The 14831-nt window shown below is 59.6% G+C and carries 14 protein-coding genes; 7 read left to right on the forward strand and 7 right to left on the reverse strand.

Going from position 1 to position 14831, the window contains the following annotated elements:
- Position 1 precedes the first annotated feature (1 nt).
- From GTF44_RS00585 to rfbC, 7 genes are all read right to left on the reverse strand, one after another.
- Positions 2–1030, reverse strand: a complete 1029-nt coding sequence (locus GTF44_RS00585) for an SDR family NAD(P)-dependent oxidoreductase (RefSeq protein WP_171559113.1) — start codon at positions 1028–1030, stop codon at positions 2–4.
- Positions 1031–1173: 143 nt separating this feature from the next.
- Complete coding sequence (gene galE, locus GTF44_RS00590) at positions 1174–2193, reverse strand: UDP-glucose 4-epimerase GalE (protein WP_171559116.1); 1020 nt, start codon at positions 2191–2193, stop codon at positions 1174–1176.
- Between the two features lie 307 nt (positions 2194–2500).
- Positions 2501–3751 (reverse strand): glycosyltransferase, encoded by a 1251-nt coding sequence (locus GTF44_RS00595; RefSeq protein WP_171559119.1) that lies wholly within the window; start codon positions 3749–3751, stop codon positions 2501–2503.
- Positions 3752–3814: 63 nt separating this feature from the next.
- Positions 3815–4690 carry a glucose-1-phosphate thymidylyltransferase RfbA gene (gene rfbA / locus GTF44_RS00600; protein WP_171559121.1) on the reverse strand — a complete coding sequence of 292 codons (876 nt, stop codon included), beginning with the start codon at positions 4688–4690 and terminating at the stop codon, positions 3815–3817.
- Position 4691: 1 nt separating this feature from the next.
- On the reverse strand, positions 4692–5540 hold the full coding sequence (rfbD, locus tag GTF44_RS00605) for a dTDP-4-dehydrorhamnose reductase (RefSeq protein WP_171559124.1): 849 nt from the start codon (positions 5538–5540) through the stop codon (positions 4692–4694).
- The gene (gene rfbB / locus GTF44_RS00610; RefSeq protein WP_171559127.1) at positions 5537–6577 is read right to left on the reverse strand and encodes a dTDP-glucose 4,6-dehydratase; all 1041 of its coding nucleotides are present in this window, start codon (positions 6575–6577) and stop codon (positions 5537–5539) included. The genes rfbD and rfbB overlap by 4 nt, the downstream gene beginning before the upstream one ends.
- Positions 6574–7146 carry a dTDP-4-dehydrorhamnose 3,5-epimerase gene (gene rfbC / locus GTF44_RS00615; protein ID WP_171559129.1) on the reverse strand — a complete coding sequence of 191 codons (573 nt, stop codon included), beginning with the start codon at positions 7144–7146 and terminating at the stop codon, positions 6574–6576. The genes rfbB and rfbC overlap by 4 nt, the downstream gene beginning before the upstream one ends.
- Positions 7147–7292: 146 nt before the next feature.
- On the opposite strand from rfbC, the gene GTF44_RS00620 reads away from it, so the two are divergent.
- From GTF44_RS00620 to GTF44_RS00650, 7 genes are all read left to right on the forward strand, one after another.
- Positions 7293–8306 (forward strand): Hsp33 family molecular chaperone HslO, encoded by a 1014-nt coding sequence (locus GTF44_RS00620; RefSeq protein ID WP_171559132.1) that lies wholly within the window; start codon positions 7293–7295, stop codon positions 8304–8306.
- Positions 8290–8892, forward strand: coding sequence for a CoA pyrophosphatase (locus tag GTF44_RS00625; RefSeq protein WP_171559598.1), 603 nt, complete (start codon positions 8290–8292; stop codon positions 8890–8892). The genes GTF44_RS00620 and GTF44_RS00625 overlap by 17 nt, the downstream gene beginning before the upstream one ends.
- Positions 8889–10040 (forward strand): CCA tRNA nucleotidyltransferase, encoded by a 1152-nt coding sequence (locus tag GTF44_RS00630; protein ID WP_171559134.1) that lies wholly within the window; start codon positions 8889–8891, stop codon positions 10038–10040. Before GTF44_RS00625 ends, GTF44_RS00630 begins: the two co-directional genes overlap by 4 nt.
- A 10-nt stretch (positions 10041–10050) precedes the next feature.
- A complete protein-coding gene (locus GTF44_RS00635) occupies positions 10051–10635 on the forward strand; it encodes a LysE family transporter (RefSeq protein ID WP_171559136.1) in 585 nt (194 codons plus the stop codon).
- A 61-nt stretch (positions 10636–10696) separates the two neighbouring features.
- Positions 10697–12538: an ABC transporter ATP-binding protein gene (locus tag GTF44_RS00640; RefSeq protein ID WP_171559140.1), complete on the forward strand. Its 1842-nt coding sequence runs from the start codon at positions 10697–10699 to the stop codon at positions 12536–12538.
- The gene (locus tag GTF44_RS00645) at positions 12535–14397 is read left to right on the forward strand and encodes an ABC transporter ATP-binding protein (protein WP_171559143.1); all 1863 of its coding nucleotides are present in this window, start codon (positions 12535–12537) and stop codon (positions 14395–14397) included. The genes GTF44_RS00640 and GTF44_RS00645 overlap by 4 nt, the downstream gene beginning before the upstream one ends.
- Entirely contained in the window at positions 14394–14828 is a 435-nt protein-coding gene (locus GTF44_RS00650; protein ID WP_253261245.1) for a VOC family protein, read from the forward strand. Before GTF44_RS00645 ends, GTF44_RS00650 begins: the two co-directional genes overlap by 4 nt.
- Positions 14829–14831 lie beyond the last annotated feature (3 nt).

Consider the following 14831-nt stretch of genomic DNA (forward strand, 5'->3'; position numbering starts at 1 on the left):
GTCAGACCTGGTAGAAATCCCGATACCAAGCGACGAATTCTGCAACGCCGTCTGCAACCTTGGTTTTCGGTGTGTAGCCGGTCAACCGCTGCAGCAGATATGCATCCGCCCAGGTCGCCGGCACATCGCCGGGCTGCATCTCCATCATGTTGCGGATCGCGGGTTTGCCGATCGCGGTTTCGATGGCCGCGATGAAATCGAGCAGCTGGACCGGCTCGGAGTTACCGATATTGACGATACGCCAGGGCGCGACGGGCGAGAGGCTATCGCCTTCTGGGATATCGTCGGCGGTTTCGGGTCGGACGGGCACGGTGTCGATCAACCGGGTGATGCCATCGACCAGATCGTCCACATAGGTGAAGTCGCGTGCCATATCGCCATGGTTGTAGATATCGATCGGTGTGTTTTCGAGGATCGCCTTGGTGAATTTGAACAGCGCCATATCTGGGCGACCCCAGGGGCCATAAACCGTGAAGAAACGGAACATGGTTGTCGGTAGATCGTAAAGATGGGCATAGGAATGCGCCATCGATTCATTGGCCTTCTTCGTCGCCGCGTAGAACGACATTTGCGTGTCGGCCTTTGCCGTTTCGGCATAAGGCATGACCGTGTTGGCCCCATAGACCGAGGAGGTGGAGGCCAGCAGCATATGGGCAGGCGGATAGGCGCGGGCAGCTTCCAGCAATCGGAACGTCCCGATCAGATTGGCCTGCACATAGCTTTCAGGATTGTCGATGGAATAGCGTACCCCGGCCTGCGCGGCCAGGTGGATGACCGCATCCGGACGATGCTCTTCAAAAAGGGTCTGGAGCAGATCTTCGGCCTCGATCCGCTCGGTGACGGCTTGAAACCTCTGATTTTGGAGAAGCATCGCATGGCGGCGGGTCTTCAAAGCGACATCGTAGTAGTCGGTCAAAGCGTCGATGCCGACAACCCGCCAGCCATCTGCGAGGAGTCGCTTGCACACATGAAACCCGATAAAACCAGCGGAACCAGTCACGAGCGCTGTTCGGGGCAGGGTTTGGGCCATAGCGTTTCCTTATGGGGCGGATCATCGCAGCCATAACAATCGCTTCGACTGTGGCCAAGCCTACAACCGACATGGAGCGTCAATGGTGGTGTATCGCGATGGATGTGGCGCTTGTCGGCGCGACCTTTTTTTGCGGTATCGGGCTAGGGCCGTGTCAGATGCGCCTGTGACGCGACCCAGTGCCAACTGCTTTCACACATATCGGCCAAGCTCTTCTCTGTCTCAAACCCAAGAACGGATTTCGCGAGATCGGTTTGTGCGCAATAGATTGGGACATCGCCGGGCCGCCGCGCTTCGAAAACAAAGGGCAAGTCTTGCCCGCAGGCCGCGCTATAGGCGTTGATGACGTCTAAGACAGACTGCCCCTTACCGGTTCCAAGATTGACTACATGCCCCTGCCCGGTCGACAGAAGCGACTGCAACGACAAGAGATGACCGCGCGCCAAATCTTCCACATGGATGTAGTCCCGAACCCCGGTGCCATCGGGCGTGGGATAGTCATTTCCAAAAACTTTGATTTGCGCGATTTCGCCGATTGCAACTTTGGCGACGAAAGGCATCAAATTGTTGGGCACATCCTTCGGATCTTCTCCAATCAGGCCAGAGGGATGTGCGCCTGCCGGGTTAAAGTACCGCAGGATGCCGAATGCCCAGCCAGCATCGGCGGCCGCGAGCTCTTCGAGGACTTCCTCGCACATTATTTTGCTTCTGCCATAGGGGTTCATCGCGCGACGCTCGGCCGTTTCGGGTGTCGGCGTCTCGTCGGGGATGCCGTAAACTGTCGCCGAGGAAGAGAAGACGAGGTTGCGACAAACGGCCCGGTCCATCGCGGTGAGCAACGTCACCAAACCACCGAGATTGTTATCTAAATACCCAAGCGGGTCTTTGACGCTGTCGGCGACTGACTTTAACGCCGCAAAATGAACCACCGCCGCAATATCGTGTTCGGCAAAGAGCCGATCCAGCGCGGCGGAATCGCGAACATCCCCGGTGACACATGTGACCGGCGCGCCGCTGATCTCTGCCAATCGCTCCGTCACACTCGGGTGCGAATTGACGAAGTTGTCAAAGATAATCACCTCAAACCCCGCCGCTACCAGTGCGAGATAGGTGTGAGAGCCGATATATCCTGCGCCGCCTGCGAGGAGGATTTTGCCCGCCATTTTAAGAGCCTCACGTCTTGTTGGCCGAGTGCTCTCACGAATCCCGATAGAGGTCAAACGACACATGGTGTCCGAGTAAAGTCGTGCCAAAACACGTCGTTTACCTGCCCAGAGTCCAAATCCGGTCATCGCAGATCTCTCCGGAACCCTGGTAAATCAGATCCAGCCGCGTAGCCCGCTGACCGTGATTTGGGCTGCGCCTAAACTGTTGCCTAGCGGGCGCCGGACGGCGTCAAACATCCGCGAAAGAACAAAGACACACCTGCGGGAGATTGGCATTAGGCGGCGGCATAGGGGACAGAGCCGTTCAGACCGGCATCGGAATCTGGGCGGCTTTGGGAACAAGGCTGTTCATTTTCTCAAGATGAATCGGCAGCGTGTGGCTCAGGAAATCGTAGTTTTCCAATACATGGCGTCGTGCAGCCGGGCCCAACCCCGCGTAGTCCGCCGGGTTGGCCAACACTTCGGCAACTTGATTGGCCAATGCCTTGGGATCGAAAAAATCGGCGAGAAGCCCCGTCTCGCCATGTGTCACAACTTCGCGGACCGGCGCGGTGTCTGAGGCGACAATGGTTGCTTCCATGGCCATGCTTTCCAGAAGGGACCAAGACAGGACAAACGGCACCGTCAGATAGATATGGCAACGGCTGATCTGGATGATCTTCTGGAAATCCGCATAAGGCACGCGGCCTAGAAAGTGGACACGATCCCAGTCGAGCCGATCTCCCACCTCCCGTTCCATTTCGGCGCGATACCCTCCGTCGGCATCGCTTTTCTTGCCATAGGATGTCTCGCTGCCGCCGATGATCAGCGCCCGAGATTTGGGCCGCGCGGCCAAGATGTCGGGCAGCGCCCGCATGAACACATGAAAGCCGCGCGTGGGTTCCATGTTTCGGGCCATATAGGTGAAAATCTCATCCTCCCGGGTCACATCGCGGCCCAGTCGGCCCAGAGGGACTTTCGCCGCGTGGTTGGGTTTCAGCAGATCGGCCCGAATGCCGTCATGGCAGCAATAAATCTTTGAGTGGAAGCTCTCCGGGAAGGTGTTGAGTTGCCATTGGGTCGGCGCATGGCCCAGATCGACGGTTTCTATATTCGCGAAGTTGACGGCATTGCGGGCATGCATAATGAATGGCGTGTGTTCGGAAGCCGGGAACTCAGGATCGAACCCGACAGAGCCGCCCTGTGCGAGATAGAAATACTCGAAAAAACCCAGAACCGGAACGCTCGGCCAAATCTGTTTCATGAAGGTCAGTTCACCCCATCCCACATGACCGAGGACGAGATCGGGCACAAACCCTTGCTCTTCAAGCCTTTTGCACGCGCGTACGACCCCAAAGCCTGAGCCACAGCACTCCTCCCAATACTTGGACAGTGCGTAGGCATCGTCTTTCGGGCGATGATGCGGGCGATACCCAAATATCTTGATGCCACGGATGTTTGGCGGCGTTTTGCTTTGGGTTAACGCGACCATCTCATGGCCACCTTGGGCAATCAGCCAATCAATCAATTGTCGATATTGGCCAGGGAAATTCTGGTGCACAAAAAGGATCTTCATAGCCGCGCCGCACTTTCTAAAGCTCTGACCAGCTTTCATATAATTGGAGCGGCAGGCAAGCAGCTAGCGATTGCCTTTGAGAAGGTCCGACAGATACGCGCCATATCCATTCTTGCCGAACAAGGCGGCCCGTGCCGCGAGCTCATCGGCGCTGATCCAACCTGCCGCGAACGCAACTTCTTCCGGACAGCCGACCTGCAGCCCTTGTCGGGTTTCCAACGTGCGTACGAAATTTCCGGCCTCAAGCAGGCTGTCATGGGTCCCGGTGTCGAGCCAAGCATAGCCTCGCCCCATCAACTGCACATTCAACGCTTCTTCGGTTAGGTAGCTTTGCAACAGGTCGGCAATTTCTAGTTCGCCGCGTGCCGACGGGGTCACGGATTGCGCCCTGGTGGAGGCTGATCCATCGAGGAAATAGAGCCCTGTGACCGCGTAATTGGATGCGGGTTTGGTTGGTTTCTCCACAATGGCTTCGACCCGCCCGGCGGTATCGAAACTGACAACGCCATACCGTTCTGGGTCAGCTACGTGATACCCAAACACGGTACCGCCGGTTTCGGGCGCAGCAGCCAGCAAACCAGGCAGGCCGTGCCCGAAGAACAGGTTGTCTCCCAAGATCATCGCGGACGGAGAACCCTTGAGAAAGGTCTCAGCCAGGACATAGGCTTGCGCCAGACCCTCGGGCGCGGGTTGTGTGATGTAAGTGAGCGCGACGCCCCATTGCGTTCCATCCCCCAAGACAGCTTGAAACTGGGCCTGGTCTTGCGGCGTCGTGATAACGGCAATCTCGCGAATCCCGGCCAGCATCAAGACACTAAGCGGATAATAGATCATTGGTTTGTCATAGACCGGCACCAATTGCTTCGAGAGGCCCATCGTAACAGGGTAAAGCCGGGTGCCGGAGCCACCAGCCAGGATGATGCCTTTGCGCGTCGTCATGTCAGGGGCCTTCATATTTGGACAGATATGCCGCCAAGTTTGCCCGCCAATCGGGCCGTTGCAAGCCAAACACGGTTTCAAAGCTTTGACAGTCTAGCCGTGAGTTCAGGGGGCGCGCGGCCGGTGTTGGATAGTTGGATGTTGGAATGTCTTCAACTCGGCACGACAGACCCGAAACCTCAAAGATCGCCCGTGCGAAATCGGCCCAACTGACATCTGGCTGGCCCGCATAGTGATACACGCCTGTTGCACCCGGGTCTGCCATCAGATGTCGACCGGTCGCTAAAAAAGCCCTGGCCAACGCGTCCGCGGGGGTCGGGCCGCCGATCTGATCCGCTACAATGGTCAAGTGGTCGCGACTCGCGCCGAGGCGGAGCATTGTGGTCAAGAAATTCTGCCCCTGGTCATCAAACACCCAGGATGTTCGCAAGATCGCATGAGGGCCGCCAGCGGCGCGAACACCGGCCTCGCCGGCCAGTTTGCTCCGCCCATAAGCATTCAGCGGCGCCGTCGGTGCATCCGGTCTGCGAGCACTCGTGCCGCTACCGTCAAAAACGTAATCGGTGGAGATATGAACCAGGGGAACATCAAGATCAGCGCATGTCTGCGCCATTTCCGTCGGGGCGTCGGCATTGATCCGAAAAGCAAGCTCTTCGGCGCTTTCGGCACCATCGACATTGGTATACGCGGCCGCGTTGATCACATATTTTGGCCGCAGGTTGCGGATGGCTTCACCACATTGCCCCGGTTGAGACAAATCAACCTCCGCCCTGGTGAGCGCTGTGACCTCTGGCATCCGCACCAAGACACGCCCGACCTGCCCGGCCGCGCCAAATGCCAGGATCGTCATGACAAAAGCCCCAAGCGGTTCCCCACACCCTCCCGAGCCAAGAGCGCCCGCCACCAGGCTTCATTGTCGAGATACCAATCAACTGTGCGCTCGAGTCCTTCTTCCAAAGTGACTGAGGGACGCCAGCCCAATTCATCCCGGATGCGGGATGGATCGATCGCGTAGCGTTGATCATGGCCGGGTCGATCGGCCACGAACCTGATTTGATCGGCATAGGCGTGGTTCTTGGGTCGTTTGCGATCCAGGATGGCGCAGAGGCTCTTTACCAAGTCAATATTGCGGGCTTCCGCCTCCCCGCCGATGGCGTAGCTGCGCCCGGTTTCACCGGTCTGCAGGACCGTCAGAAGGGCGTCTGCGTGATCCTCAACATAGAGCCAATCCCGCACATTAGACCCTGTTCCGTAGACAGGAATGTCCTCACCCGCGAGCGCTTTCAAGATCACGACGGGGATCAGCTTCTCAGGGAAATGGAATGGCCCGTAGTTGTTCGAACAATTGCTCAGAATCACTGGCAATCCATAGGTCTCATGCCAGGCGCGCACCAAGTGATCGGCGCCAGCTTTGGACGCAGCATAAGGGCTGTTGGGGGCATAGGGGCTGTCTTCAGAAAACCGTCCGTCCGGTCCCAAACTGCCGAAAACCTCGTCCGTCGAGATCTGATGAAAGCGAAACTGCTCTAGCTTTCCGGCAGCTTCCCAATAGCGCCGCGCCGCCTCTAACAAGGTCGCTGTGCCGCGCAGATTCGTCTCTATGAAGGCCAAAGGTCCGTCAATTGACCGGTCCACATGCGATTCCGCGGCCAGATGCATGATGGCATCGGGGCGGTGTTGGGCCAAAATCCGGTCCATCTCGGATGCGTCACAGATATCGGCCTTCTCGAAGCTGTAGTTTGGATCATCCGCAACCGATGCGACATTCTCCAAACAGGCGGCATAGGTTAGCACATCAACATTCACGACGGCATGGCCCCGTGCGATTGCGAGTCGCACCACGGCGGAGCCAATGAACCCCGCGCCACCAGTGACCAAAAGCTTCATGTCGCGGGTCCTCCCCAAGAAATGCCGGATGAGAAGCCAGAAAAAGCTCCCGCGATGGCGTCTTTGTCCGAAAGTACCGGCTCCACATCGCCTAAACCCCAATCTATGTTGAGATCGGGGTCGTCAAACCGAACGCTCGCCTCGCAATCTGGAGCGTAGTAATTGCTGCATTTGTAGATCAACTCACTATTAGGCGCGCGCGTGGCAAACCCGTGCAAGAACCCCTGGGGAATCAACAACTGTCGGCCATTCTCAGCGCTCAACTCGACGCCGACCCATTGGCCATAGGTTGGCGAGCCGATACGGGCGTCGACGGCCACATCAAAAACCACCCCGCGCCCACAACGCACCAGTTTTGCCTGCGCAAAGGGGGGCGTCTGACTATGCAGGCCTCGGATAGTGCCAACCGTCGCAGACATGGAATGGTTGTCTTGCACGAAGTCGATGTCGATACCGTGGTCTTTGAGGGTTTTGCGGTTCCAGCTCTCGGTGAAATAGCCGCGGGTATCGCCAAACCGTTTGGGCGTGAGGATCAACACATCGGGCAGTGTGGTTGTTTCAATCTTCACAGAGGCGGTCCATATTCGGCAGCGGTGGATTATGGCGCTCGATAGCAAGGGATTGCGGCCAAGTCACCCGGCAACCCCTTGGGATATCAGTTGCCGCCCCTATATGGGCGCGATATGCCTGCCGGAGCGGGCCGCGAGGACTTCTTATGACATTGACGACCAAAATCGCTTGGGACGATACCGTCCTGCCGTTTCAACTCGACCGCACGGACATTCGGGGGCGTGTTGCGCGCCTGGATGGCACGTTGGACCAAATCTTGTCGCAACACGCCTATCCAGCCGGCGTTGAGGCCATGGTGGCGGAGATGGCGTTGCTGACCGCGTTGGTCGGGCAGACTATCAAGCTGCGCTGGAAACTGTCGCTACAGGTGCGGGGCGATGGCCCGCTGCGGCTCATTGCGACGGATTTCTTCGCACCGGCGGAGGAAGGCGCGCCTGCGCAGATTCGGGCCTATGCGAGCTATGACAAAGAGGTATTCGACGAGGCTGCCGACCCGTTTCAGCAGATCGGGAAGGGCTATTTCGCGATTCTGATCGATCAGGGTGCCGGGAATGCGCCCTATCAAGGCATCACGCCGATCGCGGGTGGCGCTTTGACCGCCTGTGCAGAGGCCTATTTCGCGCAATCCGAGCAACTGCCGACCCGGTTTGCCTTGAGCTATGGCAGGTCGCAAGAACCGGGTGAGGCCGTGCATTGGCGCGCGGGCGGCGTGATGTTGCAGCATATGCCGAAAGCCTCCCCGCATGTGACGGGTGAAGGCGGATCTGGCGAAGCCGGATTGCTTGCCGCGGAAGACATCTTGGATGCGGCTGAGGGCGAGAACTGGAACCGCGCCAATCTGCTTCTCGATACGGTCGAGGAGTTGGAGTTGATCGGCCCGCGCGTCTCGCCGACCGATCTTCTGGTGCGGCTATTCCACGAAGAAGCACCGCGCGTGTTCGATGCGCAACCAGTGCAGTTCGGTTGCACCTGTTCGCCAGCCAAGGTGCGTCAGAGCCTCTCGATCTACTCCGCCAAGGACATTGCGCATATGACGACGGGCGCGGGCATCGTGACCGCAGATTGTCAATTCTGCGGTGCCCATTATCAATTTGACCCTCTGACCTTGGGGTTCGAAGCCGAAAAGGCCGTGGGTGGCGATGATGGGTCGACCAGTTGATCTCAACATCTTGCGGGCCGCGCTGGAGCGGCCGGCAGCGCCCTCGTCGGATTACGATCTGAACCCAGATATCGCTTGGCCAGAGGGTCGCAAACTGCGCCCGGCGGCTGTGTTGATCGCCATCGCTGACTCGCCGGGCGGGGCGGAGGTGATCCTGACCAAACGCGCTTCGCATCTGAAACACCACCCGGGGCAGATCGCCTTTCCTGGCGGTAAGCTTGATGACGGCGATGCCGACTTGGTGTCTGCAGCGCTGCGTGAGGCGGAAGAGGAGATTGGTCTTCCGCGAGATTTGGTCTCTGTCCTTGAGTTGATGCCAATCCATGAGACGGTGACCAGTTATGAGGTGACGCCAGTTGTCGCGGCTCTAAATGGCGATTTTGACCCGATACCCGAGCCAGGTGAAGTTGCCGAGATCTTTCGGGTCCCGCTTGCGTTTCTCATGGACCCGAGCGCCTATCGGGTCGAGCGGCGACGTTGGCGCGGCGTTTGGCGGCAGTTCTACGTCGTGCCCTATGGGCCGTATTACATTTGGGGTGCCACGGCGCGGATGTTGAAATCTCTGGCGGATCGGGTTGAGGCATGAAGCTACAAGCGGATTGGATGGCGCATCCGGGAACGGTTGCGATCTGCACGACGCTGACGGAGGCTGGCCATCAGGCGCTGTTTGTCGGCGGCTGCGTGCGCAATGGCTTAATTGGGCACCCGGCGGATGACATCGACCTCGCCACAGATGCGGTGCCGGAGCGGGTGATAGCGCTTGCCGAAGCGGCGGGGTTGCACGCGGTGCCGACAGGGTTCGAGCATGGGACGGTCACGGTTGTCGCTGACGGTCGTCCGCATGAGGTGACCACCTTCCGCAAGGATGTCGACACCCATGGCCGACATGCAACGGTCGCCTTTTCGACAGATATTCACGACGATGCAGCCCGGCGCGATTTCACCATGAATGCGCTCTATGCGACGCCAGATGGGACCGTGCTGGACCCCATGGGCGAGGGGGTGGATGACCTCGCCGCCCGTCGCCTCCGCTTCATCGGGTCTGCGGAAGATCGCATTCGGGAAGACTATCTTCGCATCCTACGGTTTTTCCGGTTTCATGCTTGGTACGCCGATCCAGGCAATGGGTTTGACGCCGACGGATTGGCAGCCTGTGCGGCTCTATCCGGCGGAATAGAGACACTCTCGAAAGAGCGCATTGGCGCGGAGATGACAAAGCTCCTCTCTGCCAACGATCCTGGTCCAGCTTTGGCGGCGATGATGCAGAGCGGTGTCTTGCGCTGTGTCCTACGAGGTGCAGATCCGCGCGCCCTGCCGATCCTAATCGCCATCGAGACAGCACAGTCGGTGTCGCCAGACCCGATGCGCCGCCTCGCAAGTTTGGGCGGGGAAGAGCCGACCGATGCGTTGCGGTTGAGCAAACGCGATGCGAGGCATGTCGCCCTGCTCCGCGACAGGATGGGTAGCGCAGAAGGTCCGGGCGAACTCGGCTATCGTCATGGCTATGAGACGGCGCGCGACATCTTGCTGCTGCGCGCCGCGATTTTTGAGCAACCGTTTGATCAGCGGCAGCTGGAGACCGCAACGCGCGGCGCGGAGGCGCAGTTTCCGATCGCCGCGGCTGACCTCATGCCAGAGCTGACCGGCCCAGCCCTCGGCGAGAAACTGGCTGAGCTTGAAACACGGTGGATCGCCTCGGATTTCGCCCTGGATCGCGCCGCGCTCCTGTCTTGACGGAGGCCGCGTGCTCGACCCGCTCTATGCCTTCGTGTTTGTCGGCCTTTTCTCACCAGGACCGAACGTCATCTTGCTGACAGCCTCGGGCGCGCGGTTTGGGATGCGCGCGACACTGCCGCATGTGGCGGGAGTCGTGGTTGGGGTTGGTGTGACGGCTGGGCTGACAGGGCTTGGGATCGGGGCGGCCTTGGAGGCGCGACCCGGCTTGGTTCTGACGTTGAAACTTGCGGCCGCGACCTGGATCCTGTGGATGGGCTGGACCCTCTGGCGATCCGCCAATGCACCGGAGGCGCGTCAGGCGCGGGATCGGCCCTTTACCTTTGTTGAAGCGGTTCTGTTTCAGTGGGTGAACCCCAAGGTCTGGGCGGTGGCCCTGGCGGCGGCTGCGGGCTATGGCATCGGCCTGACCCCATGGGACGAAGCACAGCGTTTGGCTCTGGCCTTTTCCGGGACGAATTTTTTTGTGTGCCTGTTTTGGAGCGCCGCTGGCACCGCTTTGGCCCTTCTTCTTAACACGCCCGGCGCTTGGCGGATTTTCGCGCGGGTCATGGCAACCGGGCTCGCCGCGTCGGCTGTCATGGTTTTTCTGTAATCCCGGGGTTATATCCCGAGTCTCACCCCGCAAACCGCGCCGCTTATTCGGCCAGAGTCCCATGTTCCGTTTTTTTGAAAATCTGGTCGATCCCTACAAGGCGTATCCTGAGCGAGATACGCCGCCGACGCGGCTATGGCCGTTTTTGTGGGAATATTCGCAACCGTTCAAACGGCTCTTTGCATTCACGGCAGCGATGTCTTTGTTCGTCGCCATCGTTGAGGTCGCGCTGATCTACTACATGGGTCGGGTGGTTGATCTGCTGTCCTCGGGTGAGCCTGCGAGTGTGTTGGATCAATATGGCATCGAGCTTCTCCTGGTCGCGGGCTTCATTTTGATCCTGCGCCCGGCGCTGCAAGGCCTCGATGTCGCGCTTTTGAACAACGGTATCTTGCCGAATTTCGGCACGTTGATCCGCTGGCGCGCGCATAAACATGTTTTGCGTCAATCGGTTGGCTGGTTCGAGAATGATTTCGCGGGTCGGATCGCAAATCGGATCATGCAAACCCCGCCGGCTGCTGGCGACGCGATTTTTCAGGTGTTTGACGCTCTCACCTTCGCTATCGCGTACTTGATCGGTGCGGCGATCCTGTTGGCCGAGGCAGATCCGCGTCTTGCCCTGCCACTGATCATTTGGCTGGGCCTCTATGCCCTTCTGGTGCGTTGGACGATGCAGCGGGTTGGGCCAGCGTCAAAGGCCAGCTCGGACGCGCGGTCGATGACCACGGGCCGCGTTGTCGATAGCTACACCAATATCCATTCGGTGAAGCTCTTCGCGCATCATGACAGCGAGTTGGACTACGCCAAAGAGGCGATTGAACACACCCGCCAGACGTTCGCCCGTGAGATGCGGATTTTCACCACGATGGATGTGGCGCTGACCGCCTTGAATGGCTTCTTGATCGTCGGTGTTGTTGGTTGGGCCGTTTGGCTCTGGGCGCAAGGTGCGGCTTCGGTCGGGGTTGTCGCTGCGGCCACCGCGCTCACGCTGCGGCTGAATGCGATGACCGGCTGGATCATGTGGGCGCTCAGCACGTTTTTCCGCTCCCTCGGGATCGTCGCCGAAGGGATGGAAACCATCGCGCAACCGATCACCTTGGTGGATAAGCCCGATGCCAAAAATCTGGTTTTGGAAAAGGGCGCAATTGAGCTGCGCGGGCTGACCCATCACTACGGGCGCGAGAGCGGCGGGTTGCAGGATGTGTCGCTGCGCATTCAGCCGGGGGAAAAGATCGGCTTGATTGGGCGCTCGGGCGCAGGGAAATCGACCCTCGTGAAGCTTCTCTTGCGGTTTTATGATGCCGAGAAGGGGCAGATTCTGATCGATGGCCAAGATATTTCGGCGGTGACGCAAGACAGTCTGCGCCAGGTCATCGGCATGGTCCAGCAAGACAGCTCACTTTTGCATCGGTCCGTCCGAGAGAACATCCTCTACGGGCGGCCCGAGGCCAGCGAGGCGGAGGTGATCGCAGCGGCGAACCGGGCCGAGGCGCATGAGTTCATTCTTGATCTCGCCGACCCGGAAGGTCGCCTGGGCTATGACGCGCAGGTGGGCGAGCGTGGCGTGAAACTCTCCGGCGGTCAACGTCAGCGGGTCGCACTGGCGCGGGTCATTTTGAAAGACGCGCCGATCCTGATCCTCGACGAAGCCACCAGCGCGCTCGACAGCGAGGTCGAGGCGGCGATCCAAGACACACTTTATGGGGTGATGGAGGGCAAAACCGTCATCGCCATCGCGCACCGCCTGTCCACCATTGCCAAGATGGATCGGATTCTGGTGTTGGATAATGGCCGCATTGCCGAAGAAGGCAGCCATGCGGAGCTCCTGGCTCAAAATGGGCTCTATGCCGGGTTCTGGGCGCGGCAATCGGGCGGCTTTATCGGCACCGAGGCGGCGGAATGATTGCGCGGCTGCAACCGGTTCTGACCTGGCTGGGTGACCTGATCGACGGGTTCAAGCCGGCCGAAACACCGCCGCCGCAGACGCTCTGGGCATTCTTCCGATGGTGCCTTGCTGGGTCATGGCCCGTGATCTTGCTTGCCACGCTGGCCTCGGCGCTGGCCGGGACGCTGGAGGTGTTCAGCGCCCTGCTGCTTGGCATGATCGTTGATAGCGCGGTCGAAAGTGCCGCGCCGCTGACCTATTTCGCCGAGAACTGGGGTCTGATCCTGGGCTTCGTGGCGTTCTTCCTCCTACTGCGCCCCATGATCTTTGGCGCGAGCGCGGCGTTTAACGGCATCGTTCTGCCGCCCAACATCTACCCGTTGGTGCAAAGCCGCTTGCATCGTTGGTCGCTTGGTCATGCGGTCAGCTTCTTCGACAATGATTTCGCCGGCCGGATTGCTCAGAAGCAGATGCAGACGGCCCAAGCGCTGACCAATGTGGTGGGCGAGGTGATCAACGCGATTGCGTTCGCGCTGGCCTCGATGATTGGGTCGGTTCTGATGCTTGCCGTCATCGACTGGCGGATCGCTTTGGCGCTTTTGGCCTGGCTTGGTCTCTATTTCTGGATGATCGGCTGGTTTTTGCCTCGCATCCGTAAACGGTCCGCCGCCCGGGCTGGCGCGCGGGCGATGGTCACGGGGCAGGTCGTCGACACGATCACCAATATCAAGACGGTCAAGCTGTTCGGTCACACCCGGCATGAGGATAGCGCGGCGATTGGCGCGATGGAGGTCCTGCGGGATCGCTCGCTCGAGTTTGGCTATCTCTCCACCGGGTTCCGTTTCGCGCTGATGACGGTGGCGGGGCTTCTGCCGGTGGTCTTGATCCTCGGGGCGGTTCTGCTTTGGCGTCAGGGGATCGCCAGCCCGGGCGATATCGTGGCGACCGGTGCCATTGCGATGCGGATCGCGCAGATGACGGGCTGGGTCAGCTTCACGCTGATGGGCATCTACGCCAATGTCGGTGAGATCGAGGATGGGATGCGAACCCTGACCCCGCCGCATACCCTGATCGATGACGAGAGCGCGTTGGAGTTGGAGCGTGCGAAAGGCAAGATCACGTTTGAGGCTGTGAGCTTCGCGTATGGTCGCGAGTTGGGTGGCATCGAGGATCTGTCACTGGTGGTCGAGCCGGGCGAGAAACTCGGCATCGTCGGCGCCTCGGGGGCCGGGAAGTCGACATTGGTTGCCTTGCTGCTCAGGCTCTATGATGCGGAGAAGGGTCGCATTTTTCTGGATGCATGTGATGTGCGGGAACTGACCCAGGAAAGCCTCAGACGGCAGATCGGGATGGTCACGCAGGAAACCGCGATGTTCAACCGCTCCGCCCGGGACAACATCCTTTATGGTCGCCCCGGCGCGTCGGAGGAAGAGATGCTGGCCGCGGCGCGGCGGGCGGAAGCCGACGACTTCATCAAAGATTTGGAAGATCACACGGGCCGCAAAGGCTATGATGCGCATCTTGGTGAACGTGGCGTGAAACTTTCCGGCGGGCAACGCCAACGGATTGCCCTGGCCCGGGCCTTTTTGAAAGATGCTCCGGTTTTGGTTCTGGACGAGGCGACAAGCGCCCTCGACAGCGAAGTCGAGGCCGCCATTCAGACCGCCTTGGCCGATGTGATGGAGGGCAAAACCGTGATTGCGATTGCCCACCGGCTTTCGACCATTGCGCGGATGGATCGGATCGTCGTCATGGATCAGGGTCGGATTGTCGAAGAAGGCAGTCACGTTGACCTGCTGGCGCAGGACGGGCTTTATGCGCGCTATTGGAACCGGCAATCGGGCGGGTTCATTGGCGTGAAAGAAGCCGCGGAATGAGCGACGAGATGGGCCTGGAGACGGTTCCCGCCGAGGTTTTTGGGCGCAGCCTGTCCGGCATTGGTGTCAACCTGCTGAGCCCGGATGTGCGCGCCTTGGCCGCGATGATGGTCGAGGTGTTTGGCCTGAGCGTGCATCGCCTCTCGGATGATTTTGCGATTTTGCGGCACGGCGACATGATGATGCAGATCCACGCGGATGGCACCTATGGCGCGCACCCGCTTCTGGGGGTTGTACCGGAAAGCCCGCCGCGGGGAGGCGGATTGCAGGTGTATTTGTTTGATATCGATCCAGATTCGGCGGTCGCGCGAGCTGAGGCGGCCGGCTACATAGTGTTGGAGCCGGTCGCCGATAAACCTCACGGGTTGCGGGAGGCGACGATCCTCAGCCCTGAGGGCTATGCATTCAGCCCGGCTATTTCCAGCGCGTGACGA

It is taken from the genome of Roseobacter sp. HKCCD6576-2, from assembly GCF_013179285.1.
GTDB lineage: Bacteria > Pseudomonadota > Alphaproteobacteria > Rhodobacterales > Rhodobacteraceae > Rhodophyticola > Rhodophyticola oceani.